Here is a 21,734-nt window from a genome sequence, read left to right as displayed (position 1 = left end):
ACTGATGGGGAAGGACGAAAGGGAGTTGAGGATGAGCACTCTTGGGGTCGGTATCTTCGGTATCGGCGGGAAGATGGGCAGCGAGGTGCGCCGTGCGGTGACGGCCGCTGACGACATGGAGGTCACCGGGGGAGTCGACCTCGGTGAACCGCGGGAACGGATCGGGGAGGCCGCCGTGGCGGTGGACTTCACCCACCCCGACGCGGTCATGGACAACATCGAATGGTGTGTTCCGCGGGGAATCAACATGGTGATCGGCACCACCGGGTTCAACGAGGAGAGACTCGCGCGGGCCCGGGAGCTGTGCGCGGCCAACCCGGGGGTGGGGGTACTGATCGCCTCGAACTTCTCCATCGGAGCGGTTCTCATGATGCAGTTCGCCGCCAAGGCGGCCCCGTTCTACCCGAGCGCCGAGATCGTCGAACTGCACCACCCGAACAAGGCGGACGCCCCGTCGGGAACCTCCGCGACCACGGCCGGAAGGATCGCTGCCGCCCGGGCCGCCGCCGGCATGGGGCCGGTCCCGGACGCAACGGTGCACGACGCAGGGGCCCGTGGTGCCGTCGTCGACGGCATCCACATCCACGGGGTGCGGCTGCAGGGGCTCGTCGCCCACCAGGAGGTGCTGCTCGGCGCCCACGGTGAGACGCTCACCATCCGGCACGACAGCTTCGACCGCGCCAGTTTCATGCCGGGAGTGCTGGCGGGAGTGCGGTGGGTGATCGATCACCCGGGCCTGACCGAGGGCATCGAAACGGTCATCGGGCTTTGAGAGAAGAGGACATGCGGATCAGCGGGCGTTCGTGACGGAGCCCTGATCCGAGATCCGGGTCATCAACCTGATCTGCTTGACGGCGGCCGCCCCGTCCTCGGTCCCGAGGCTGCGGTGGGCGCCGTCAGCGGCCCAGCCGCACTCGACCAGGAAACCACGCAGGGCGTCGTCGTCGCTGCCGATCCACCAGGTGGCGGTCTCGTAACCATCGGCGCGCAACGTGTCCACCGCGGCGTTCACCAGGCGCGAGGCGTGGTCGCCGAGTTCGTCCGCGTCGGTGACGAACTCGGCGATCATGCCGTCGGCCACATCGGCGTCCGGGTCGTTGCTCGGTCCGGTCACCACGAAGCCCGCGACCTGCCCCCGGGACAGTGCCACCAGCACCCGGCAGTGGGCGAGCGGGGGTTTGACGATGGCCTCGTGCCAGGTGCGCACCGCCTGATCCGTAGGAATGGCCGCGAGAGCCGCAGCCGTGCCGGGGCGCCGGGACCAGGCCTTCCGCTGGAGCCTGGCGATGTCCACGGCCTCGGCGGGCATGGCGAGACGCACGGAGTCGGGAATGGGCATGCCCGTCAGTGTAGTGATGGTGGCTGTTTGCACTAGCCTGTGGCGAGTGAGTGAACTGCGTACGCCTCCGCCCCTGCAACCCGGAACCCTTCGTGTCACACCCTTGGGAGGACTCGGTGATGTGGGACGGAACAGCGCATCCTTCGAGATCGACGGCGAAATGGTCCTGGTCGACTGCGGCGTGCTCTTCCCCGAGGACCGCCACCCGGGTGTCGACCTCATCCTTCCCGCTCTGGACCTGCTGTCGGCTCGTCTCGACGACATCCGCGCCCTGGTGCTCACCCACGGTCACGAGGACCACATAGGGGCTGTGCCCTATCTACTGAAACAGAGAGCGGATATTCCTGTTTATGGTTCCAAACTGACTCTCGCCCTGGTGGCGAACAAGCTGAAGGAGCACCGCATCCGCGGCTATCGTTTGATAGAGGTGAAGGAGGGTGAACGGCACCGGGCGGGAAACTTCGAGCTCGAGTTCTTCGCGGTCAACCATTCCATCCCCGACGGTTTGGCGGTTGCCCTGCGTACCTCGGCGGGCACGGTCCTGCACACCGGGGATTTCAAGATGGACCAGCTTCCCCTCGACGGGCGCATCACCGACCTGCGCGGCTTCGCGCGTCTCGCGGACGAAGGGGTGGACCTGTTCATGCCCGACTCCACCAACGCGGAGACCCCGGGATTCACGCCCTTGGAGAAGGACATCGAGCCCTCCATCGCCCGTGTCTTCGACCAGGCGGACAAGAAACTGATCGTCGCGTGTTTCGCCTCACACGTGCACCGCGTACAGCAGGTGCTCAACCTGGCCGTCAAGCACGGTCGCAAGGTGGCCTACGTGGGACGTTCCATGGTGCGCAACATGGCCACCGCACGGGACCTCGGATACCTGCACGTCCCGGCGAACGTCCTGATCGAGATGAAGGACATCGACAAGTACCGCGACGACGAGGTGGTCATCATCTCCACCGGCTCCCAGGGCGAACCGCTCGCCGCGCTGAGCCGGATCGCGAACCGGGAACACCCCGTCATCGAACTGGGCCCCGGCGATATCGTGCTGCTGGCGAGCTCCCTGATCCCCGGGAACGAGAACTCCGTCTACCGGGTAATCAACGGATTGACGAAACTGGGGGCGCAGGTGGTGCACAAGGGCAACGCCTTCGTTCATGTCTCCGGGCACGCATCGGCCGGTGAACTGTTGTACTGCTACAACATCCTGAAACCGCGCAACGTCATGCCGGTCCACGGTGAGATCCGGCACCTGATCGCCAACGCGAAGCTCGCGATATCCACCGGGGTTCCGGCGGAGAACACCGTGGTGTGCGAGGACGGTGACGTGGTTGACCTGGTGGACGGCAGAGCCCGCAAGGTTGGGCGCGTCGACGCCTCCTACATCTTCGTGGACGGTTCGACCGTGGGCGACATCACCGAATCGATCAGCGACCGGCTCATCCTCGGCGAGGAGGGATTCATCTCGGTGGTGGCCGTGGTCAATCTCCACACCAGGTCCGTCATCGGTACCCTGGACATCAACGCGAGGGGCTTCGCCGAGGACCCGTCGGTCTTCGACGCGGTCCGGGAACAGATCCTCACCGATCTTCATCATGCCTTGGTGGAGGGCGTGGACGACGTCTACCGTCTGCAGCAGGTGATCCGCCGCACCATTGGCGCATGGGTGTCGCGGAGGCTGCGGCGCCGCCCCATGATCGTTCCCGTGGTGGTCGCCACCTGAAGAGATGCGTTCCGGGAATCGCGGCTTGAGGATTGTTGGTGTATCGGGTTATCATCTACAGGTTGCCCGCTTCGGCGGGCGATCCCGATGATCGAACCAGGCGTTGCTTTGGCGCGTCTGGCCCAAGCAACAAGGAGATTCCAGTGGCTGCCGTTTGTGATGTCTGCGCCAAGGGACCCGGCTTCGGTCACAACGTGCCCTGGTCGAAGAAGAAGACCAACCGTCGCTGGAGCCCGAACATCCAGCGTGTCCGTGCGACCGTCAACGGTGCCCCCAAGCGTCTCAACGTGTGCACCTCCTGCCTCAAGGCCGGCAAGGTCACCCGCTGAACGAGGGGTCCGGGCAACGGCTCGCGGCTGGGGCCGTGAGCCGTTTTCGTCGTTTCCCCTCGGTAGGCTCGCCCCATGAGCCGATTCCGGACCCCGATCCATCGCGAGTTGAACCGCGGACTGCGTGACGTCGTCGGGGCGGATTCCGCCTCGGAACTTGCCAGGCTCGGACTGTTCACCCTGGGTGATCTCCTGAGACACGTGCCGCGCCGGTACCTCTCGGGCACCGAGATGAGCGACTTCCGGACCCTGCAGCCCGGTGAGGACGTCGCCGTTGTCGCCAGGGTGGTGTCCACCAGGATCGTGGACGGCCGCACCACCCGGGTGGCGACCGTGCTGACCGACGGCCACGGGGAGCTGCAAGCGGCCTTCTTCGTTCCCGACAAACGCCCGAACTACGCGAAGTACTGGGCCGGTCAGCTCACCCCGGGCGCACGCGGCATCTTCGTCGGCAAGGTGCGGGAGTTCCGGGGGCAGCTCCAGCTCACCCATCCCGATTACGTCATCATCGACGAGTTCGGCGCCATCACGGGCCGCAAGGCCAACGCGAAGGCCACGATGGTCAAGGTGATCCAGCGGGCCCGGCTGGTAGGTCTCTACCCGGCCACCGCGAAGATGGTCACCTGGAAGATCGCGGATGCGATAGCGCTCGCCCTGCCCCATGTGCTGCCGCTGGGAGACACGCTGCCCGGTTGGGTGGTGGAACGCGCCCGGGTGATCGGTCTCCCGGATGCCCTGCGTGAGGTTCACGAACCCGTCAACGTGTTCGACGCGGAACGCGGGATCGCCCGGTTGAAGTTCGACGAGGCCTTCGGGATGCAACTGGCCATGGCCGCGCGCAGGGCCGCCCTGGCCGGGCGCGCCACCACGCCCAGGCCCCGCCGCGACGACGGGATCCTCGCCGCCTTCGACGCATCCTTGCCGTACCGGCTGACCGCCGGTCAGGAAGAAGTGGGGGAGACCCTTTTCGAGGAACTGGCCGGTGAACGCCCGATGCACCGCCTGCTGCAGGGGGAGGTCGGTTCGGGAAAGACCCTCGTCGCCCTGCGCGCCATGCTCGCGGTCGTCGACGCGGGAGGTCAGGCGGCGTTGCTGGCTCCCACCGAGGTGCTGGCCAAGCAGCATCACGCGTCCATCACCTCGCTGCTCGGTGATCTCGGGGCGGCCGGAACCCTGGAGGCCCATCCGCACGCCACGCAGGTGGCGCTGCTGACGGGAGCTCTTACCGCAGCCAACCGCCGCCGGGCACGGGAGGCCGTCGCATCCGGGGAAGCGGGAATCGTCATCGGCACCCATGCGCTGCTGTCGGAGGACGTCGGGTTCGCGGATCTCGGTTTCGTGGTGGTGGACGAGCAACACCGCTTCGGCGTGGAGCAACGGGCCGCGCTGGCAGCGAAATCCGAGCGTCAACCCCACACGCTGGTGATGACCGCCACCCCCATCCCCCGCTCGGTGGCCATGACGGTTTTCGGCGACCTGGAAACCATCGAACTGCGGGACCGTCCCGCGGGACGCGCGGATGTGAAGACCGTCTTCGTGGACACAGCCCGCAACCCGCACTGGGTGGACCGGGCCTGGGAACGCATCCGCGAGGAGGTGGCGCAGGGACGCCAGGCCTTCGTGGTCTGCCCCGCCATTTCCGGCAACAAGACGGAGGGGGACCTGGAGGCCGGGGCCGGGTTGAGCGCGGTGACGGAGATCACCCCCATGCTCGCCGAGGGGCCGCTGAAGGGGCTGCGCGTCGGGATGGTCCACGGCAGGCAGGCCACCGCCGAGCGGGACCGGACCATGCGGGCGTTCACCGCCGGGAAACTGGACGTGCTGGTGTCCACCACGGTCATCGAGGTGGGGGTGGACATCCCGAACGCATCCGTGATGGTTGTTCTCGACGCCGACCGGTTCGGAATCGCCCAGCTCCACCAGCTCCGCGGAAGGATCGGCCGGGGCAGGCATCCCGGCCTGTGCCTGCTGCTCGCGGCCCCCGCCCCGGACGCCCTCACCGCCGTCGACAGGCTCCACGCGCTGGTGGCCTCCACCGACGGTTTCGAACTGGCGGAACGGGACCTGGAACTGCGGCGCGAGGGAGACGTCCTGGGCGCGGCGCAGTCCGGGGCCTCGTCGCTGAAACTGCTGCGGGTGCTGGGGGACCGCGACGTCATCGAACAGGCCAAGGACCTGGCCTGCGAGGTGCTCTCCGATCCCCGCGCCGCCGAGGACCCACTGCTCGCCGACCTGATCGACCAGGCCGAACAGCTCGCCGCCGGCGAATGGCTGGAGAAGGGATGACCCGCATCATCGCGGGACGCGCGAAGGGAACACAACTGACGGCGCCCCGCTGCGGAACCCGCCCCACCAGCGACAGGGTCCGGGAGGCGCTGTTCTCCACCCTCGTCACATGGTTCGGCACCGTCGGGGAACCTGCGGAGAAACACCTGACCGGGGTCGCGGTGCTGGACCTCTACGCCGGCACCGGGGCGGTCGCGCTGGAGGCCGCCAGCCGGGGGGCCACCCGGGTGGTGGCCCTCGACTCCCACACATCGAACCTGATCGCGGGGAACGCCCGCAGGGCCGGGCTGCGCATCGAGGCGCGGGGCGGAAGAGCCGAGGGCCGGATTCCCGCCGGCCCCTGGGACCTCGTCTTCGTGGATCCGCCCTACGAGATGGACTCGGCGCTCCTCGACAGGACCTTGGCCCCGCTGTTCGCCCCCGGAATGCTGAACCCGCAGGCCCTCGTGGTGGTCGAGCGCTCGAAACGCTGCCTCCCCCCGGTGTGGCCGGGCGGGCTCGACGACGACTGGCGCCGGGACTACGGTGAGACGAGCCTCTACTTCGCAGCCACGAAACCGGCAGGAGAATCATGACCAAGGTGCTGTGCCCCGGCTCCTTCGACCCCATCACCAACGGCCACCTGGACATCATCACCCGGGCCCGAAACCTCTTCGGGGAGGTGCTGGTCGCCGTGGGACGCAACAGCCTGAAGGCCGGTTACCTGTTCGGGGAGCAGCGCGCCGGCCTGGTGAGGGAGGCCACCGCCCACCTCGACGGGGTCACGGTGGAGGAGATGGACGGGCTGCTGGTCGATTTCGCGAGGGAACACGGCATAACCACCGTGGTCAAGGGCCTGAGATTCGGCGCCGACTTCGACTTCGAGCTCCAGCTGGCCAACATGAACCACTCGCTCACGGGCCTGGAGACGGTCCTGTTTCCCGCGGCGGCCCAGCACGTCACCCTCTCCAGCACCATCACCCGGGAGGTGATCAAACTCGGCGGCGACGTCTCACCCCACGTGCCGCCGTGCGTGGCCGAGGCCGCCGCCCGGCTGCGGGAGGCGCGGTAGTACCGTCCGGCCCCTCGGGCTCAAGGATCCAGACGGTCCAGGTGGATCGCGTCATCGCACAACCGGGACACCAGCGCCGGATTGTGGGTGATCATGAGCAACCCGATGCCCCGTTTCCGGGTCAGTCCCGTCAACTCGGTCCAGATCTGCGCCTGGGTCAGGGGATCCAGCATCGTCGTCATCTCGTCGGCGATCAGGTAACGGAGCTCGGGGTGCAGCACCCGCGCTATGCAGAAACGCTGCAGCTCACCCCCGCTGAGTTCGCTCGGGAAACGACCCAGCCAGGCCTCCTCGATACCCAGCTGATGCCTGGTGTCCTCGTCCACGGGCCAGCACTCGGTCAGGATGCGGCCCATCCGCCAGCGGGGATTGACGCTGACCTCGGGGTTCTGGTTGATGTACTGCACCCGGCAGGGCCGGTGGGTCCGCAGTGGCTCCCCGTCCAGGGCGACGGTTCCCCGGAACCGGTTGATCCACCCGGCCATGATCTTGCCCAAGGTGCTCTTCCCGAACCCCGACGGCGCCACCAACCCCAGCACCTGCCCGGCTTCGAGCCGGGCCGAGACGTCGTTCAGGATCGGCTGGCCGTGACGGTAACCGAAGGTGATGTGTTCAGCTGTCAGCACGTGTCGGCTCCTCCCGGGAATCGGGGATTTCCGTGCAGAACTCGTTCTGCGGCAACGCCTTCCACAGCGCTTTGACGTAGGGAGGCCGGTCGAAGTCGTCGGGATGGGTGAACTCGTGGGTCGGCATGCAGGCCACCAGCCTTCCCCGGTTCAGGACGGCCACCCGGTCGGCCACCGCGCTGATCAGGTCCACGTCGTGGGAGATGATGAGCACGCAGCGTCCCTGATCCGCGAGCGACCTGAAGTCCGCGAGCAGCTGTTCCGCGAGTTTCACGCTCAGCCCCGGCGTCGGCTCGTCGGCGATTATCAGCTCCGCAGGGCTGAGGATCGCGGTCGCCAAGAGGATCCGACGGGCCATGCCCCCCGACAACTGGAAGGGATACTTCTCCAGATCGCGCGGCGACAGGTCGAGGCGTTCGGCGATGTGCGCCAGCTCCTCCTCGTCGGGGGTGGGTCCCGTACGCAACTGGTGTTTGACCTTGAGCAGCGGGTCGAGGAAACTGATCGACTGCGGAACGAGCGCGAAGCTCTTCCGCCTGAGTTCGAGAACGCGCTTCCCGGCGACGGGTTCACCCTTGAAGAGGATCTCGCCGTGCCGCACGGCGTTCCTCGGCAACAGGTCCATGATCGCGTGGGCCAGCAGGCTCTTGCCCGATCCGGAGGCCCCCACTAACCCGAGGATCTCGCCCGGCTCGGCCGTCAGGGTCAGGTCCTCCACCCCGTAGCCGATCCGGCGCCGGTAGAAGGTGTGGTACATCGCGAAACCGACGTACAGATTGCGTACTTCGAGCAGCGACATCTGTGCCTACTTCTGGGAGGTCCGGGGATTGATCAGGGCCGACAGGGACTGGCCGCAACGGTCTATCAGCAGCACCAGGGCCAGCAGGGTGAGCCCCGGAAACAGCGCCAGCCACCACTGGCCCGTGCTCAGGTAGCGCATGGACTCGGAGAGGATCACGCCGATGGCGGGCAGCTGCTGGGGGATCCCGAAACCGAGGAAGGTCAGTCCGGATTCGTGCAGGATGGCGTGCGGGAACATCAGCACGGTGGCGACGATCGTCTGGGGGAGGATGTAGGGCATGTAGTGGTTCACCGCTATGAACCACCTGCTCCTGCCCATCTGCCGGGACGCGATCACGTAGGCGCTGGTGTGCAGGTGGATGGTCTCGGCGCGGACGATCCGGCACAGGCTCACCCAGTGGGTCACGGCCACGCCGATCATCACGCCCGCGATCCCGCGCCCCGACAGGATGGCTATGAAGATCAGCAGGATCAGGTGAGGCATGCCCTGCATCAGGTCCACCAGCCACAGCACGAAACGGTCGAACCGGCCTCCCAGGACCGCTGCCCCGATGCCCAGCAGCAGCGCGATCACGGAGCTCACCACGGAGGCGAACAACCCGATCCAGATGCTGATGGACAGGCCCTTCAGCGTCCGGGCCAGCATGTCGCGCCCGAGCCAGTCCGTGCCGAACAGCCCACCGGCGCCCGGCGGCAGGTTGGTTCGCCCGAAGGACGGCTGGTATGCCGTCTCCGGGATCAGGGTTCCACCCAGGGCGGCGGCGACGAGGACGACGAGGCTCGCGGCGAACACCACCGTCGCCGACTTGCGGCCGTTCCAGCGTTCGGTCAGTTCCTCGGAACCGATCAGCAGGGCCGTCATGACCAGGTCTCCTTGATTCTGGGATCGATCAGCGGATACAGGAGGTTGGCGCACAGGTTCCCGAGGAACACGATCGCGGAACTGATGACGGTGATGCCGATCAGCAGGGGGAGATCCCCCTTGGTGCCGGCCGTGACCGTGACCGCCCCCAGCCCGGCGTAGCTGAAAACGCTCTCGGCCAGCACGGAGCCGCCGATGATTTCGCTTATGGAACCGAACTGCAACGTCACGAAGGGCATCAGGGAGTTCCGCAGGCCGTGCCGCCAGACGAACTGCCACGAGGTCTCCCCGCGGCTGCGGGCGAACAGGGCATAGTCGGAGTTCTGTTCCTCGATGAGCCTGGTCCGGGTCTGCATCGTGATGGTGGAGATCCCGACCAGGCTCAGGGTGGCGGCTGGCAGCACCAGATGGTTGAGACGCTCGGCGAGGGTTGCCTCGGCGAGGGTTTTGCCGATGGGGGCCGACAAACCGATCGGGGACCACTTCAACCACACGGCGAAGATCAGCAGCAGCACTATCCCGAACCAGAAGGTGGGGATGGCTGCGAACACGTAGCAGACGGTGCTGATGACCCGGTCGAGGAAACGCCCTCGGTTCTTTCCCGCGACTATCCCGAGGCCGGCCCCCAGCAACCCGGAGGCCAGCCATGCGATGAACAGAAGCAGGGACGAGTTGGCCAGGGCGTCCCCGATCACCGCGGCCACGGGCCTCTCGAAAACCAGCGAGGTCCCCAGGTCCCCGTGCAGGAGGTTCCACCACCACAGGCCGAACTGCACGATGACGGGCTGGTCCAGACCCCACTTGGCGGCCAGGGCGGCCCTCTGCTCGGGGCTGGCGGTCAGTTCGCTGCCGAAGTAGGCGTCGACCGGGTTGAACCCGGAGACCTTCGCCAGGAAGAACGTGATGACGCTGACCGCGAAGATCAGGGAGGCCGCCTTGGCCAGCTGGGCCACCGCATAGCCCATCAAGGAGCTTTCCCTGAGGTCGCGCCGCGACTGCTCGAAACGGGTTGCGGCGGTCATTCAGGAGGCCTTGACATCCCAGGTGTTCAGGTTGTTGATCACCTGGAGGAAGTGGTCGTGGGGATGCACCCGCTGGGTTCCGATGTCCAGTCCGTTGCGCACGAAGTAGTTGTGGTGGATGTAGCCGACCACCAGGTAGGGGCTGTCCCCGAGGATGCTGCCGCCGTTGGTGCCGTCCCACAGGGCGGCGTGCCAGAGCTTGTTCGCGCTCTCCTGGTCGATGGCGGCCAGGGCCGCGTCGAGATTGGCCTGCACATGCTCGTTCGAATAGCAGGCGATGTTCGACCAGCCCTTCCTGCGGGCCAGCGTCCCGGAAAGCATGTTGTACTCGTGGTAGGGGTTGAGGCGCCCACCACCCAGCACCACGGCGTCCTTGCGGTTGCGGTCCTGCATCGAGGTGAAGTCCGTGCCGTGGAGTTCCACGTCGATTCCGATCTGCGTCATCTGGGCCTTGAAGGCCTCCGCGATGGCCTGACGGCCGGAGTCGTTGGGCGGGTACATCAGGGTGAAGCTCGCCTTGGTGCCGTTCTTCTCGCGGGTTCCGCCCTCTCCCTTCGACCAGCCCGCCTGGTCCAGCATCGCCTCGGCCCCGGCGACATCGCCGTCCTTCAGGCCTGCCGTCTCCTGTTTGATGCCCCAGGGGAAGGCGTCGAAGAGATCGAAGGCCACCTCACCGTAACCCAGCAGGCAGTCCTTCACGATCTGGTCCCGGTTCAGGGCGGTTGCCATCGCCCTGCGGATCACCGGGTCGCTGGTGACCGCGTTGCCGACGCTCTGCCCCTCCACCTCATAGGCCCCGGGGGTCTCGCACGGCAGGGAAATCACCCGGTAACCGAAGGTGGGCAGGCTGGTCAGGGAGAAACCGGGGACCTGCTGGGAGGAGAGCGCCGGGTAGACGCAGGCGAGGTCGACCTGCCCCGACTGGGCCGCTGCGAGCGCCGCGTCGGATTCCATCAACAGCAGGGTGGCCTTGGCGAACTTCGCCTTGGTTCCGTGGTAGGTGTCGTTGCGTTCCAGGATCAGCTGCTGACCCTGGGTGTAGTGGCCGAACTTCCACGGACCCGAGCCGATCGGGCTGTCCCCGAAACCGTCGGAGTAGGTGCTCTTCGGGACGATGCCCAGAGTCGCCGCCGTGTACAGCAGGGTGGAGGAGGGGGCTGTGAGCCGGAGCTCCACGGTGTCCGTTTCGGTCGCGACGGCGGTGTCGAAGCCGGGCATGCTGACCTTGGCGGCCGCCTTCGCCTGGTTGTAGGTGAAGGCGACATCCTCGGCGGTCAGGGCGGTGCCGTCGGTGAACTTGATGTCCGTGCGGATCTTGAAGGTCCACACCAGGCCGTCGGGGTTCACCTCGTAGCCGGTCGCCACGTCGTTGACGATTTGGTTCTTCTCATCCGCGGTCAGAAGGGCGCTGTTGAAGAGCAGCACCCCCGTCTCGCCGAAACCCATGACCGGGTCGAACGGAGCCCTGACCGTGGACGGATCCATGGCGATCACGACTTCCTGGCGGTTCGTGAGCCGCTCGGGGAGCGGAACGGTTTCGGTTCCCGAGGGACCGTTCTGCGACGAGCAGCCCGGCAGTGTGAGGGCTGCGGTCAGCGCGGCAGCGCCTGACAATCCGGCCAGAACGGTTCGGCGAGTCGGTTTCGGGGTGGTTGGTCTGGACATTCCTGTCGCTCCTCCGGTTCCTGGGCATGGCACAGCTGGGTCAGGACCCTGGCCCCGGAGCGGGGGGACCGTGCACCCCGGCCCCGGGGCGGGGCGGGAGGCAAGGTCTCCTGGGCAGATTCCTCGAAAGGATCATAAACTTTTCGCCAAGGACCGCCAAGCCGGAAACGAGAACTGGGTTCACCCAACTTCGACCCGGCGGCCGTGGCCGGGATGGGGTCAGGTCATCGTGAGGACCAGCTCGTCGTGGAGGAACCTGGCGCCGCTGACCTGGCGGCCGTGCAGCGAGTCCGGCATCGCGATCCGGCGATGTTCGTTCCGGTGCGTGAGCAGCAGGTCGTCGCCGTCCTGGTGGAGGTCGAGGTCGGTCCGGTCCGCGTGGGGCAGGCTGATGTGGAGCCGCAGGGATCCCTCATCGCGGGTGATGCGCAGGTAGTCGCCCCGGTAGTTGACCGCGGCCGGGTTGTCGTCGCCGTACATCGTCCGGGCCAGGTCCCTGAGGGCTTCCAGCCCGGCGATCTCCCGGTCCTGGAGCGGCAGACGGTGGACCGGCAGGTGTGCGAAGCTCTCCTCGATCCGCTGGATGCCCGCTGCCTGCGCCTCGGCCCACGGCTCGAAGTAGCCGCCGAGGGCCGAGGCGGGGTAGACACGGTTGAGCACCACGGCGTCGACGACGAAGCCGTACATCGTCAGCCAGGTGTGGGCGCGCCGGGTCTCGGCGATGACCACGTGCTCCGGGGTGGTGACCAGCCTGAGTGTGGTGACCTCCCCGTCGTGGAGCAGCTCGCCCAGCCGCTTGAGCCGGTCCAGCAGCCCGAGCACGTCGTCGAAGAGACGATCCTCGGGCATCGGGATCCGGGTCAGCTTCTCGAACGGCCCGCCGAGGATCCGCACCAGCGCCCGTTTCGTCGGCAGCGCGGTGCGGAACAGCTGGTCGAGGCGTTCCGGGTACTTCAGCAGCGACAGGGTTTCGCCGGTCGGCGCGCAGTCCACCACCAGGACGTCGTAACGCCCGGAGGATGCGTGGTCGAGGACCCGCAGCAGGCTGAACAATTCACCCAGCCCGGGCAGCAGCAGCGCCTCCTGGGTGGCGAGCGTCACCTCACCTTCCCGGACCATGAGGCGGGCCAGGTAGTCACGCAGACCCGCCCACGCCCGGTCGTTCTCCACCAGGGCGTCGATCTCCAGGGCATCCAGGCCGGGGACGACTCGGGTCGGTTCGCCGGTCAGTGACATGCCCAGTGCGTCCCCCAGGGAATGCGCCGGGTCGGTGCTCATCACCAGGATCCGGTTTCCCTGATCCGCCAGGTGCAGGGCCGTTGCGGCGGCGACGGTGGTCTTGCCGACCCCGCCCTTGCCGGTGTGCAGGATGATCCGCATGCTCACTCCTCGATGTCGATTCGCCTGGGTCCCGACGGGCCGGTCGGTTCCTCGGCGGCCGCGGCCGGATCCTCGGACAGGCACTCGGCGATCAGCGCCCGCCACTCGCGGTCGATGGTGCGAAGCCGTTTCCTGGGGGCGGGAGGAAGCAGGCTCAGGGTGGCCTCACGGAGATGACGGCGGGCGTGCAGCAGATGACGAACGAATTCGCGGTTCATGACGGGACCTTCTGTGGGGTGGGGCGGAATCGGATGGTCAGGACATCGTCGCGGAGTTTCGCGCCGGCGACGTCATGGCCCAGCAGGGTGCTGGGCAGGGGGATGTTGCGCTGGAAGTTGCCGATGCGAACCGCGAGGTCGGTGGCGGCCAGCTTGAGGTCGACCTTCTCGGCGGTGGTTCCCGGCAGCGGGATCTGGAGGTCGTAACCGTCGTCGGCGTTGACGTAGCATTCGTGGGCCAGGTCCGGCACGACGTCGAAGGCGTGGGCGTCGATGGCTACCTCGGCCAGGCGGGCGAAGTCACCCCAACCGGTGAGATCCTTGCGGAACCGTGGCACCTCGGTGATCGGAAGATGAGCGAATGACGAGCGGATCTCGGACAGGTGCTGCCGCTGGTGCTCCACCCAGGTGCTGAAGAACGCACCCACCTCCCCGGTGGGGTACAGCCCGCCGACGAAGACGTGGTCGACGCTGTAGCCGAACAGGTTGAGATAGAGGTAGCTGCGGCGGGTCTCCTCGATCACCATCCGCTCCGGCAGGGTGACCAGGCGCACCGACGTGATGGCGGGATCCTTCAACAGCGCCTGGATCTCCTGGAGGCGCTGGAAGAGCCGTTCGATGTCGTTCATGGCGGCGGCGTTGGGCAGCTCGATCCGCCACACCCCCTTGGCGACGGGGCGCAGCGCCCTGACCGCGAGCTTCTGCACCGGGAAGATCCGCTCCATCCACCAGGTGAGCAGTTCCGGGAATTGGAGCAGCGACAAGGTCTCGCCGGTGGGGGCCATGTCCAGGATGATGCGGTCGTAGTTGCCGGTATGGGCCAGCTGGTGGACCCGTAGCAGGAAGAACAGCGGGTCGAAGCCGGGGAGGTCCAGCACCTGGTCATCGTCGCTCTGGGTGATGAGGGCGGACAGGGCGGCGGTGATATCGGCGAACTCCTCCTCGGCGACGCGTCTCGCATCCACCTCGGTGATCTCCAGGTTCGTGGCCACCTCGGTGGGTTCGGGCGCCGGGGGACAGCCGAACAGGTCCGAGAGGTTGTGGGCGGCATCCATGCTCGCCAGGAGCGTGCGTTTTCCGCTCCCGGCCGAGACGACGGCGTGGGCGGCCGCCAGCGATGTCTTGCCGACACCCCCTTTCCCGGTCAGCAGGATCATTCGCTCCATGGTTGCTCCTTCTATCTGAGAATTATTCGAAAGTCGAACTATTGGGCGTGGGTCTGCCCGTTCGGCGGTTGGCCGGGGTCACTCGATGGGGATTCGTCGGATGGTTCGGGGTCCGTTCTCCGCCGGGCGTTCGGCCAACAGACCCGGGATCCGGTTGATGACCCGCAGCACCACCTCGGTCTCCTCGGGGGTCAGTTCCTCGAAGAGACGCCCGATCAGCGAGACGCCGTCCCTGATGCCCTGGGCGATGAGCCTGCGGCCCCTCTCTGTCAGGGAGATCAACACGATGCGCTTGTCGTCAGGGCTGTGCCTGCGCTCCACCAAGCCGCGCCGCTGCAGCCGGGCGACCACCCCCGTCGCCGTGTTGAGGGGGGCGTCCAGGTAGGCGGCCAGGTCGCTCATCCGCGAGGATCGTTCGCGGTGGAGGTGGAGCAGGGTCAACGCGTCGTTCTTGGTCAAGTCCCGGGCGATGCCCTGCCAGGCGCTCGGTGGCAGGAGGGAGCGGAAGCGGTCCACGTAGTCGAACAGCATGCCCTGTGGATCCATGATCCCCTCCCGCCCGGATGCTTCGAGTATCGAACTATTTGTCAAGGGTAACAGGTGACCGGGTGCCTGTTTTCACTGCCCTCCTGTGGGTACCTTGTATGTTGCGTCGGGGCGACACCCGGGTGTCGTTGGGATGTTTTGGTGAATCTTCGCCGGCTCGGTAGGATAGATCCTCGGTCATGACGTGGTCATGGTCGATCGGACGAAGGGAATGCCTGCCATGAACTCCGTGCATCACCATGTGGACCGTCGCTCACCTTACGTCTTCGACGTGTTGGAGTTGGGGCGGCGGCCGGGAGCGATGAAGGAAATTCAGGTTGATGTTCCGGCTCCGGTCGATCTGGGCTACGACGTGATCTCGGTGCCACAGGGCTCCGGAGTCGATCTCGACCTCAGGCTCGAGGCGGTCGTCGAAGGGGTGCTGGTCACGGGAACGGCTCGCGCGCAGGTTCGTGGCGAGTGCGCCCGATGCCTGAGTCCGATAGAGGGCGAGAAGTCCTTTGAGCTGCAGGAACTCTATTTCTACCCCGGGAACGAGGTGGATGAGGACGAGAGTGTCGTCGTTGACGACGCCGTCGACCTCGAGGAGGCCCTGCGTGATTCTGTGGTGCTGGAGCTGCCGTTCACGCCCTTGTGTGATCCCGACTGTCTCGGCTTGTGCCAGGAATGTGGGTTCAACCTGAACGACGACCCGAACCACGGGCACGAGGAGAAGGTTGACCCGCGATGGGAGAAACTGGCGGGGCTTGACCTCGGCGGCGAGAACTGAGACCAGAAAAGGAGTCGCTGGTCAGTGTGGTCCCGTGCGGGACTGGACCAATCAGCGGCTAACAAGTCCGAGGAGAAGATCGTGGCCGTTCCGAAGCGCAAGATGTCGCGCAGCAACACCCGTTCGCGTCGTGCGCAGTGGAAGACTTCCGTCGTCCCCACCGTCATCTGCGTGAACCCGGCTTGCCGTGAACCGCACCTGTCCCACACCGCATGCCCTTCCTGTGGCCAGTACGGTGCCAAGGGTGCCCGTCGTCAGGTCGTCGAGGCCTGAACAAGCTAACCGCTCTCCTTGACGAGCTGGGTGTCCAAGTGGACGCCCAGCTGTTCGAGCTCGCCTTCACGCATCGCAGTTTCGCCTTCGAGCACGGGCGCATCCCCAGCAACGAGAGGCTGGAGTTCCTGGGCGACGCAGTGCTGCAGATCGTGGTGACCGAGCACATCTTCACGTCCTTCCCGAACTTGGCCGAAGGCCAGTTGGCGAAGCTGCGCGCGTCGGTGGTCAGTTCCCATGCCCTGGCCGAGGTGGCACGTGACCTGCAACTGGGAGAGCTGATTCGGTTGGGGCAGGGGGAGATCAACACCGGAGGGGCGGACAAGACCTCCATCCTCGCCGACACCATGGAAGCGGTGATCGGAGCCATTCACATGTCCTGTGGAGCGGGAGCTTCGGCACGCTTCGTGCACGCACTCCTCGACGAACGAATCGCCTCCAGCGAGCTGCAGGGACATTACACCGATTACAAGACGGCTCTGCAGGAATACTGCGCCCACAACGGGTTGGAACCGCCCCGGTACGAGATCGTCGGGGAGGGACCCGACCATCAGCGTGTTTTCACCGCCACTGCCATGGTCGACGGGAAGGCCGTCGGAGCGGGGGTCGCATCCAGCAAGAAACGTGCCGAGCAGCTGGCCGCCCACGAGGCCTACCGGAATCTGTCCCCGGATGCCTGAGCTTCCCGAGGTTGAAGTGGTGCGTCGGGGGCTGGAGAAACACGTGCTCGGACGCACCATCGAAGCGGTCACGGTCCTGCATCGCCGTCCCGTGCGTTCTCACCCCGGTGGCCCGGAAGGCTTCGCCTCCGATCTCACGGGGCGCGGAATCAAGGCGGTCGCCCGTCGCGGCAAGTACCTCTGGCTGGTCCTGGGCGACGACGCCATGATCGCTCACCTGGGGATGAGCGGGCAGTTTCGGATAAACCGGCCCCACGATCCGCAGCTGCGCAACACGCGGGTCCTGTTCGATCTCGATGACGGCACCCAGCTGCGTTTCGTCGACCAGCGCATGTTCGGCGGACTCGAGTTCGTCTCACGAAGCGGCGAGTGCCCGGTCCCACACATTGCTCTCGATCCTTTCGATCCGAGGTTCGATCCCGTCGCGGTTGCCAAACGGATGCGGGGAAGACGAACCACGGTCAAGCGCGCCATCCTCGATCAGAAACTCGTTTCCGGAATCGGCAACATTTACGCTGACGAATGTCTGTGGCGTGCGAGGCTGCACTTCGAGCATCCCACACAACACCTCACCCAGAAACGTGCTGTCGCTCTGCTGGGGCATGCCCGTGACGTCATGTCGGAGGCGCTGACCGCTGGTGGCACGTCTTTTGACTCGCTCTATGTCAATATCAATGGTGAATCAGGGTATTTTGAACGTGGACTTGACGCCTATGGGCGTGAGGCCCAACCATGTCGGCGCTGCGCGACACTCGTGGTGCGTCGACGATTCGCCAACCGAAGCAGCTTTCTGTGCCCACGATGCCAGCGGCTGCCCAAGCCGTGAGGATGGTACATGAGCGCGATCGGTCAATTGCTCCGAAACAACAAGGATTCCCTGTGGCAGTTCATCCGGTTCGGGGTCGTCGGTGGCCTCGGCGTCCTGGTGAACATGGGGGCGCTCATCGCCTGCCGGAAGCTGTTCCCGCTGTTCTGGGCCAGCGCAGGTGTCCCGGAGGGTGAAGGCGTGTGGCTCGCTATCCCGGGTACCGAGTTCAACATCCGCTGGTACCACGTCATGTCCACCATCGCGTTCCTGGTGGCGAACCTGTTCAATTTCCAACTCAACCGCTGGTGGACCTTCAAGTCCCACAAACTGGCCGGATGGTTTCGGGAGTACTGGCCATTCCTGTTTGTCGGACTGGTCGCGCTGGCTTTTGGGCAGGTGATCATCACGGCTCTGATGCATCCTCACTCCCCGGTTGCGCTGCCCGACAGCATCTTTGATGGTTCCTCTGGTCTGCGGAGCCGCCAGTACTGGGCGAATCTGATCTCCATCGTCTGTACCATCCCGGTGAATTTCCTGGTGAACAAGTTCTGGACCTTCCGGGCCGCCCGCGAACCCTCCAAGGGACAGGGGGAAAAGCCTGCATGTACCTCAAACAGCTGATCCTCAGGGGATTCAAGTCCTTCGCCTCGGCTACCACTCTCACTTTCGAGCCGGGTATCACATGCATCGTCGGGCCCAACGGATCCGGGAAATCCAATGTCGTGGATGCCTTGAGCTGGGTCATGGGGGAGCAGGGCGCCAAGAGCCTGCGTGGAGGGAAGATGGAGGACGTCATCTTCGCGGGCACATCGAAGCGCGCACCGCTGGGACGCGCCGAGGTGCAGTTGACCATCGACAACTCCGACGGCGCTCTGCCCATCGAATACGCGGAGGTGACCATCACCCGAACTATGTTCCGCAGTGGCGGGTCCGAATATGCCATCAACGGTGTTCCTTCCCGTCTGCTGGACGTCACGGAGCTGCTCAGCGACTCCGGGATCGGACGGGAGATGCACGTGATCGTCGGCCAGGGTCAGCTCGACGCCATCCTCCAGGCCACCCCCGAGTCCCGCAGGGGATTCATCGAGGAGGCGGCCGGGGTGCTCAAGCACCGCAAACGCAAGGAAAAAGCAGCCCGGAAGCTGGAGGGCACCAGGGCAAACCTGGAGCGGCTCCAAGATCTCATAGGGGAGCTGCAGCGTCAGCTCAAACCACTCGGACGCCAAGCAGAGACAGCTCGTCGTGCCGCCGTCATCCAGGCTGAGCAACGTGACGCGAAAGCCCGACTGCTGGCCGACGACCTCCGTGCTGCCCGGGATGAACTGGCGGCTGACCTGGCCGACGAGGCCGCGGCCACCGAGGCGAAGGAACGCGCGGAGGCCGAGGTCCGGTCCGCGATGGTCGCTGAAGAGGTGGCGGAGGTGGAGCTGAAGGAGGCATCGCGGGACTTCGATCGCTGTCAGGAACGCTGGTATGCACTGGCTGCTCTGAAGGAACGGGTCTCCTCGACGAGCTCGGTGGCGGCCGAACGCATGAGACACGGTGACGCCCAGCCAGTCATCGATGCCTCCGGCCGGGATCCCGATTCCCTGGAGGCCGAGGCGCGCGGGATCAGGCAACGCGAGGCCGAACTGGCCGACGACATCGAACAGGCCCGGTCAGATCTCAACGACGCATCCGCTCGGCGAAACGAGGCCGAGACCCGGCACGCCGAGGCCGAACAGCTCTACGCGGCCGCCCTGCGCGCAGTGGCCGACCGCAGGGAAGGGTTGGCCCGCCTCAAAGGAGAGGTGGCCTCCGTCCTTTCCCGGCTGGAAGCCGCACAGGGGGAGGAGGAACGCCTGTCCGCACGGCGGGAGGAGGCCCTCACCCGGGCCCGGGAAGCCGCCGACCAGTACCGGCAGGCCGAGAACACCCTCGCCGGGTTGGGAACCGACGAGTCGAGTCTGGACGCCGCGTGGGAGGCCGCGAACAGCGCCGTGACGGAATACGAGACCGAGGTGGCGTGGATCGCGGCGGAGGAGACCCGCCTCGCGAAGGAGAAAGCCGCTCTCACCGCGCGGGTGGAGGCACTGCGGTTGGCCACCCGGCAGCGCGACGGCTCCAGCGACCTGCTGGGACGTCCCGGTGTGCTGGGGCGACTGGGGGACCTCATCCAGGTGGCTCCCGGCTGGGAACAAGCCGTGGCCGCGGGTCTCGGAGCGGCGGCCGAGGCGGTCGTCGCCACCGGACTCGATGATGCCCTCTCGGCCGTTGCACACCTGGCCGGGGAGGACCTCGGACGCTCCCACGTGATGGTCGCCGGCGCGGCGGCGGAGGAGCAGACCCCGCTGCTCGATCTCATCACCGCGTCCCGGGAGCTGACGGGGGCGCTGGCCCGGCTGTCGGCCGGGATCGTGGCAGTGGAGGATCTGTCCGCGGCCAGGGGGGCGATCGAGGCCGACCCGTCGCTGATCGCCGTGACCCGGGCGGGCGACCGGGTCTCCAGTTGGCTGGTCGAGGGTGGATCGACCGCCAAACCCTCGCTGCTCGCCCTGAACGCGGACCTGGCCGAGACCGAGGAGCAGCTGGCGCGGATCGCCGCCGAGGTGGACCGGCAGCGCTTCGCCCTGGAAACTGCACGGGCCACGCTGCAGCAGGCACGCGACGAGGAGGCCGCGGCCCTGGCGGCCCTGCACGAATCCGACGCGCAGTTCACAGCCATCTCGGATGCCCTCGGCGCCCATCGGCAGGCGCAGGTGGCCGCCACCCGTGAGGCCGATCGGTTGGCCTCGGCCATCGAGACCGCCCGCCAGGGCCGGGCCGGGCACGAAACCCGGCTGGGCGAACTGGAGGCCCGGCTCGCCGCGGCCAGTGGGGAGGAGATCCTCGAACCCGACCCCACCAGCCGCGATGAACTGGCCGTGGTCGCAAGACTGTCCCGGCAGGCGGAGATGGAGGCCAGGCTGCTGCTGCGAACGGCCGAGGAACAGGCCCGTTCGCTGGCGGGCAGGGCCGATGGCCTGTTGCGGGCCGCGGCCGCGGAACGCCAGTCGCGCGCCAAGGCCCGTGCCCGGGCGGAACAACTTCGCCGCGAGGCCGCGGTGGGCCGGGCGGTGTACGACGCATCCCTTCAACTGGCGAGGATGACCGACGCCACCATGGGACGGGCCGCCGCCAGCCGGGACACCGCGGAGGCCCGCAGGCGGGCCGCTGAAGCTGCCACGGTCACGGCCAGGCAGGCCTCTCGGGCGGCCGCTCAACGCCTTGAAGAACTCATGCGGGGCGCCCACCGGGACGAGCTGGCCCGGATCGAACGCCGGATGCGGATCGAACAGCTGGAGGAGAAAAGCCTGACCGAATTGGGCCTGGAAGGCGACCAACTCGTCGCCGAATACGGTCCGGAGCAGCTCGTCCCGGTCATCACCTGGCCCGACGGCACCGCCCTCGGCCCCGACGACGAGGCTCCCGAGCCAGTTCCCTACGTGCGCGTGGAGCAGGAGAAACGCCTGCGACGCGCCGAGCGGGGGCTGGCGGCCCTGGGCCGGGTCAATCCGCTGGCGCTGGAGGAGTTCGAGGCGCTCAAGATCCGGCACGCCTTCCTGGCTGAGCAACTCGCCGACCTGAAGCAAACCCGTGCCGACCTGCTCGCGCTGATCGACGACGTCGACCGGAGGGTGCAAGAGGTCTTCGAAGCGGCCTATCGCGATGTCGAACGCACCTTCGGGGAGGTTTTTCAGCGGCTCTTCCCCGGGGGCGAGGGCAAGCTACTACTCACCGAGCCCGGGAACTGGCTGGAAACCGGGGTGGACGTCGAGGCCAGGCCCGCGGGCAAGCAGGTCAAACGGCTCTCGCTGCTCTCGGGAGGGGAACGTTCGCTGGTGGCCGTGACTTTCCTCGTCAGCCTGTTCATCGCCCGCCCGAGCCCCTTCTACATCCTTGACGAGGTGGAGGCGGCCCTGGACGACGCCAACCTGGGTCGCCTGCTCGGAATCTACGAGGAACTGAGGCAGAGCTCCCAGCTGCTCGTGATCACCCATCAGAAACGCACCATGGAGATTGCGGACAGCCTCTACGGTGTGACCATGCGCGGCGACGGCATCTCCACCGTGGTCAGCCAGCGACTCCAGCAACCATGACCCGGTGGCGTGTCACGTCCGGTTCCGTTCGCCCCGGAGCGATGAAACCGGGCATGACTTCCGCAACAGGTC

22 protein-coding genes are annotated in these 21,734 nt (G+C 66.6%); 12 read left to right on the top strand and 10 right to left on the bottom strand.

The genetic code is table 11. The annotated features are described in order from the left end of the window. Positions 1-31 precede the first annotated feature (31 nt). Complete coding sequence (dapB, locus tag E0E39_RS08480) at positions 32-772, top strand: 4-hydroxy-tetrahydrodipicolinate reductase (RefSeq protein ID WP_165444701.1); 741 nt, start codon at positions 32-34, stop codon at positions 770-772. A gap of 18 nt (positions 773-790) precedes the next feature. Here dapB and E0E39_RS08475 read toward each other — a convergent pair whose 3' ends face one another. Continuing rightward, on the bottom strand, positions 791-1,339 hold the full coding sequence (locus E0E39_RS08475; RefSeq protein WP_130874348.1) for a GNAT family N-acetyltransferase: 549 nt from the start codon (positions 1,337-1,339) through the stop codon (positions 791-793). Between the two features lie 16 nt (positions 1,340-1,355). Here E0E39_RS08475 and E0E39_RS08470 point away from each other — a divergent pair, with 16 nt between their 5' ends. From E0E39_RS08470 to coaD, 5 genes are all read left to right on the top strand, one after another. After that, complete coding sequence (locus E0E39_RS08470) at positions 1,356-3,062, top strand: ribonuclease J (RefSeq protein WP_130875666.1); 1,707 nt, start codon at positions 1,356-1,358, stop codon at positions 3,060-3,062. A gap of 143 nt (positions 3,063-3,205) precedes the next feature. Then, positions 3,206-3,391: a 50S ribosomal protein L28 gene (rpmB, locus tag E0E39_RS08465; RefSeq protein ID WP_130874347.1), complete on the top strand. Its 186-nt coding sequence runs from the start codon at positions 3,206-3,208 to the stop codon at positions 3,389-3,391. A gap of 75 nt (positions 3,392-3,466) precedes the next feature. Beyond that, positions 3,467-5,677 carry an ATP-dependent DNA helicase RecG gene (locus tag E0E39_RS08460; protein ID WP_130874346.1) on the top strand — a complete coding sequence of 737 codons (2,211 nt, stop codon included), beginning with the start codon at positions 3,467-3,469 and terminating at the stop codon, positions 5,675-5,677. Continuing rightward, positions 5,674-6,252, top strand: a complete 579-nt coding sequence (locus E0E39_RS08455) for an RsmD family RNA methyltransferase (RefSeq protein WP_130874345.1) — start codon at positions 5,674-5,676, stop codon at positions 6,250-6,252. Before E0E39_RS08460 ends, E0E39_RS08455 begins: the two co-directional genes overlap by 4 nt. After that, positions 6,249-6,728 carry a pantetheine-phosphate adenylyltransferase gene (gene coaD / locus E0E39_RS08450; protein ID WP_130874344.1) on the top strand — a complete coding sequence of 160 codons (480 nt, stop codon included), beginning with the start codon at positions 6,249-6,251 and terminating at the stop codon, positions 6,726-6,728. Before E0E39_RS08455 ends, coaD begins: the two co-directional genes overlap by 4 nt. Before the next feature lie 20 nt (positions 6,729-6,748). On the opposite strand, the gene E0E39_RS08445 is transcribed toward coaD, so the two are convergent. The 9 genes from E0E39_RS08445 to E0E39_RS08405 form a co-directional block, all read right to left on the bottom strand. After that, entirely contained in the window at positions 6,749-7,354 is a 606-nt protein-coding gene (locus E0E39_RS08445; RefSeq protein ID WP_130874343.1) for an ABC transporter ATP-binding protein, read from the bottom strand. Further along, positions 7,341-8,153, bottom strand: coding sequence for an ATP-binding cassette domain-containing protein (locus E0E39_RS08440; protein ID WP_130874342.1), 813 nt, complete (start codon positions 8,151-8,153; stop codon positions 7,341-7,343). Before E0E39_RS08440 ends, E0E39_RS08445 begins: the two co-directional genes overlap by 14 nt. A 6-nt stretch (positions 8,154-8,159) precedes the next feature. Then, entirely contained in the window at positions 8,160-9,017 is an 858-nt protein-coding gene (locus E0E39_RS08435; RefSeq protein ID WP_130874341.1) for an ABC transporter permease, read from the bottom strand. After that, positions 9,014-10,039 (bottom strand): ABC transporter permease, encoded by a 1,026-nt coding sequence (locus E0E39_RS08430; RefSeq protein WP_130874340.1) that lies wholly within the window; start codon positions 10,037-10,039, stop codon positions 9,014-9,016. Before E0E39_RS08430 ends, E0E39_RS08435 begins: the two co-directional genes overlap by 4 nt. Next, the gene (locus E0E39_RS08425) at positions 10,040-11,704 is read right to left on the bottom strand and encodes an ABC transporter substrate-binding protein (RefSeq protein WP_130874339.1); all 1,665 of its coding nucleotides are present in this window, start codon (positions 11,702-11,704) and stop codon (positions 10,040-10,042) included. A gap of 219 nt (positions 11,705-11,923) precedes the next feature. Further along, positions 11,924-13,084 (bottom strand): ArsA family ATPase, encoded by a 1,161-nt coding sequence (locus tag E0E39_RS08420; RefSeq protein WP_130874338.1) that lies wholly within the window; start codon positions 13,082-13,084, stop codon positions 11,924-11,926. Positions 13,085-13,086: 2 nt separating this feature from the next. Continuing rightward, positions 13,087-13,302 carry a hypothetical protein gene (locus tag E0E39_RS08415; protein ID WP_130874337.1) on the bottom strand — a complete coding sequence of 72 codons (216 nt, stop codon included), beginning with the start codon at positions 13,300-13,302 and terminating at the stop codon, positions 13,087-13,089. Beyond that, entirely contained in the window at positions 13,299-14,468 is a 1,170-nt protein-coding gene (locus tag E0E39_RS08410; protein WP_130874336.1) for an ArsA family ATPase, read from the bottom strand. The genes E0E39_RS08415 and E0E39_RS08410 overlap by 4 nt, the downstream gene beginning before the upstream one ends. A 78-nt stretch (positions 14,469-14,546) precedes the next feature. Further along, the gene (locus E0E39_RS08405) at positions 14,547-15,014 is read right to left on the bottom strand and encodes a MarR family winged helix-turn-helix transcriptional regulator (RefSeq protein WP_130874335.1); all 468 of its coding nucleotides are present in this window, start codon (positions 15,012-15,014) and stop codon (positions 14,547-14,549) included. A gap of 220 nt (positions 15,015-15,234) precedes the next feature. Here E0E39_RS08405 and E0E39_RS08400 point away from each other — a divergent pair, with 220 nt between their 5' ends. The 6 genes from E0E39_RS08400 to smc all read left to right on the top strand — a co-directional run bounded on the left by E0E39_RS08400 (position 15,235) and on the right by smc (position 21,662). After that, positions 15,235-15,783: a YceD family protein gene (locus E0E39_RS08400; protein ID WP_130874334.1), complete on the top strand. Its 549-nt coding sequence runs from the start codon at positions 15,235-15,237 to the stop codon at positions 15,781-15,783. An 81-nt stretch (positions 15,784-15,864) separates the two neighbouring features. Continuing rightward, positions 15,865-16,056 (top strand): 50S ribosomal protein L32, encoded by a 192-nt coding sequence (rpmF, locus tag E0E39_RS08395; RefSeq protein WP_130874333.1) that lies wholly within the window; start codon positions 15,865-15,867, stop codon positions 16,054-16,056. A gap of 38 nt (positions 16,057-16,094) precedes the next feature. After that, a complete protein-coding gene (gene rnc, locus E0E39_RS08390) occupies positions 16,095-16,736 on the top strand; it encodes a ribonuclease III (RefSeq protein ID WP_245988245.1) in 642 nt (213 codons plus the stop codon). Continuing rightward, positions 16,729-17,562, top strand: coding sequence for a bifunctional DNA-formamidopyrimidine glycosylase/DNA-(apurinic or apyrimidinic site) lyase (mutM, locus tag E0E39_RS08385; protein ID WP_130874332.1), 834 nt, complete (start codon positions 16,729-16,731; stop codon positions 17,560-17,562). Before rnc ends, mutM begins: the two co-directional genes overlap by 8 nt. A 9-nt stretch (positions 17,563-17,571) precedes the next feature. Next, the gene (locus E0E39_RS08380) at positions 17,572-18,165 is read left to right on the top strand and encodes a GtrA family protein (RefSeq protein WP_130874331.1); all 594 of its coding nucleotides are present in this window, start codon (positions 17,572-17,574) and stop codon (positions 18,163-18,165) included. After that, positions 18,147-21,662, top strand: a complete 3,516-nt coding sequence (smc, locus tag E0E39_RS08375; RefSeq protein ID WP_130874330.1) for a chromosome segregation protein SMC — start codon at positions 18,147-18,149, stop codon at positions 21,660-21,662. Before E0E39_RS08380 ends, smc begins: the two co-directional genes overlap by 19 nt. Positions 21,663-21,734: the final 72 nt, after the last annotated feature.

Origin of the sequence: [Pseudopropionibacterium] massiliense, from assembly GCF_900607225.1 — a bacterium.
GTDB lineage: Bacteria > Actinomycetota > Actinomycetes > Propionibacteriales > Propionibacteriaceae > Arachnia > Arachnia massiliensis.
The sequence above is the reverse complement of the archived record's forward strand: the minus strand, read 5'-3'. Positions and strand labels throughout refer to the sequence as shown.

What these genes read in the sequence shown, in the direction of transcription:
- E0E39_RS08410 (WP_130874336.1), bottom strand. Translation starts at nt 14,468, where the DNA reads ATGGAGCGAATGATCCTGCTGACCGGGAAAGGGGGTGTCGGCAAGACA.
- E0E39_RS08415 (WP_130874337.1), bottom strand. Translation starts at nt 13,302, where the DNA reads ATGAACCGCGAATTCGTTCGTCATCTGCTGCACGCCCGCCGTCATCTC.
- mutM (WP_130874332.1), top strand. Translation starts at nt 16,729, where the DNA reads ATGCCTGAGCTTCCCGAGGTTGAAGTGGTGCGTCGGGGGCTGGAGAAA.
- E0E39_RS08380 (WP_130874331.1), top strand. Translation starts at nt 17,572, where the DNA reads ATGAGCGCGATCGGTCAATTGCTCCGAAACAACAAGGATTCCCTGTGG.
- smc (WP_130874330.1), top strand. Translation starts at nt 18,147, where the DNA reads ATGTACCTCAAACAGCTGATCCTCAGGGGATTCAAGTCCTTCGCCTCG.
- E0E39_RS08400 (WP_130874334.1), top strand. Translation starts at nt 15,235, where the DNA reads ATGAACTCCGTGCATCACCATGTGGACCGTCGCTCACCTTACGTCTTC.
- coaD (WP_130874344.1), top strand. Translation starts at nt 6,249, where the DNA reads ATGACCAAGGTGCTGTGCCCCGGCTCCTTCGACCCCATCACCAACGGC.
- E0E39_RS08440 (WP_130874342.1), bottom strand. Translation starts at nt 8,153, where the DNA reads ATGTCGCTGCTCGAAGTACGCAATCTGTACGTCGGTTTCGCGATGTAC.
- E0E39_RS08475 (WP_130874348.1), bottom strand. Translation starts at nt 1,339, where the DNA reads ATGCCCATTCCCGACTCCGTGCGTCTCGCCATGCCCGCCGAGGCCGTG.
- E0E39_RS08470 (WP_130875666.1), top strand. Translation starts at nt 1,356, where the DNA reads ATGGTGGCTGTTTGCACTAGCCTGTGGCGAGTGAGTGAACTGCGTACG.
- E0E39_RS08420 (WP_130874338.1), bottom strand. Translation starts at nt 13,084, where the DNA reads ATGCGGATCATCCTGCACACCGGCAAGGGCGGGGTCGGCAAGACCACC.
- E0E39_RS08425 (WP_130874339.1), bottom strand. Translation starts at nt 11,704, where the DNA reads ATGTCCAGACCAACCACCCCGAAACCGACTCGCCGAACCGTTCTGGCC.
- E0E39_RS08460 (WP_130874346.1), top strand. Translation starts at nt 3,467, where the DNA reads ATGAGCCGATTCCGGACCCCGATCCATCGCGAGTTGAACCGCGGACTG.
- dapB (WP_165444701.1), top strand. Translation starts at nt 32, where the DNA reads ATGAGCACTCTTGGGGTCGGTATCTTCGGTATCGGCGGGAAGATGGGC.
- E0E39_RS08405 (WP_130874335.1), bottom strand. Translation starts at nt 15,014, where the DNA reads ATGGATCCACAGGGCATGCTGTTCGACTACGTGGACCGCTTCCGCTCC.
- E0E39_RS08430 (WP_130874340.1), bottom strand. Translation starts at nt 10,039, where the DNA reads ATGACCGCCGCAACCCGTTTCGAGCAGTCGCGGCGCGACCTCAGGGAA.
- E0E39_RS08435 (WP_130874341.1), bottom strand. Translation starts at nt 9,017, where the DNA reads ATGACGGCCCTGCTGATCGGTTCCGAGGAACTGACCGAACGCTGGAAC.
- E0E39_RS08455 (WP_130874345.1), top strand. Translation starts at nt 5,674, where the DNA reads ATGACCCGCATCATCGCGGGACGCGCGAAGGGAACACAACTGACGGCG.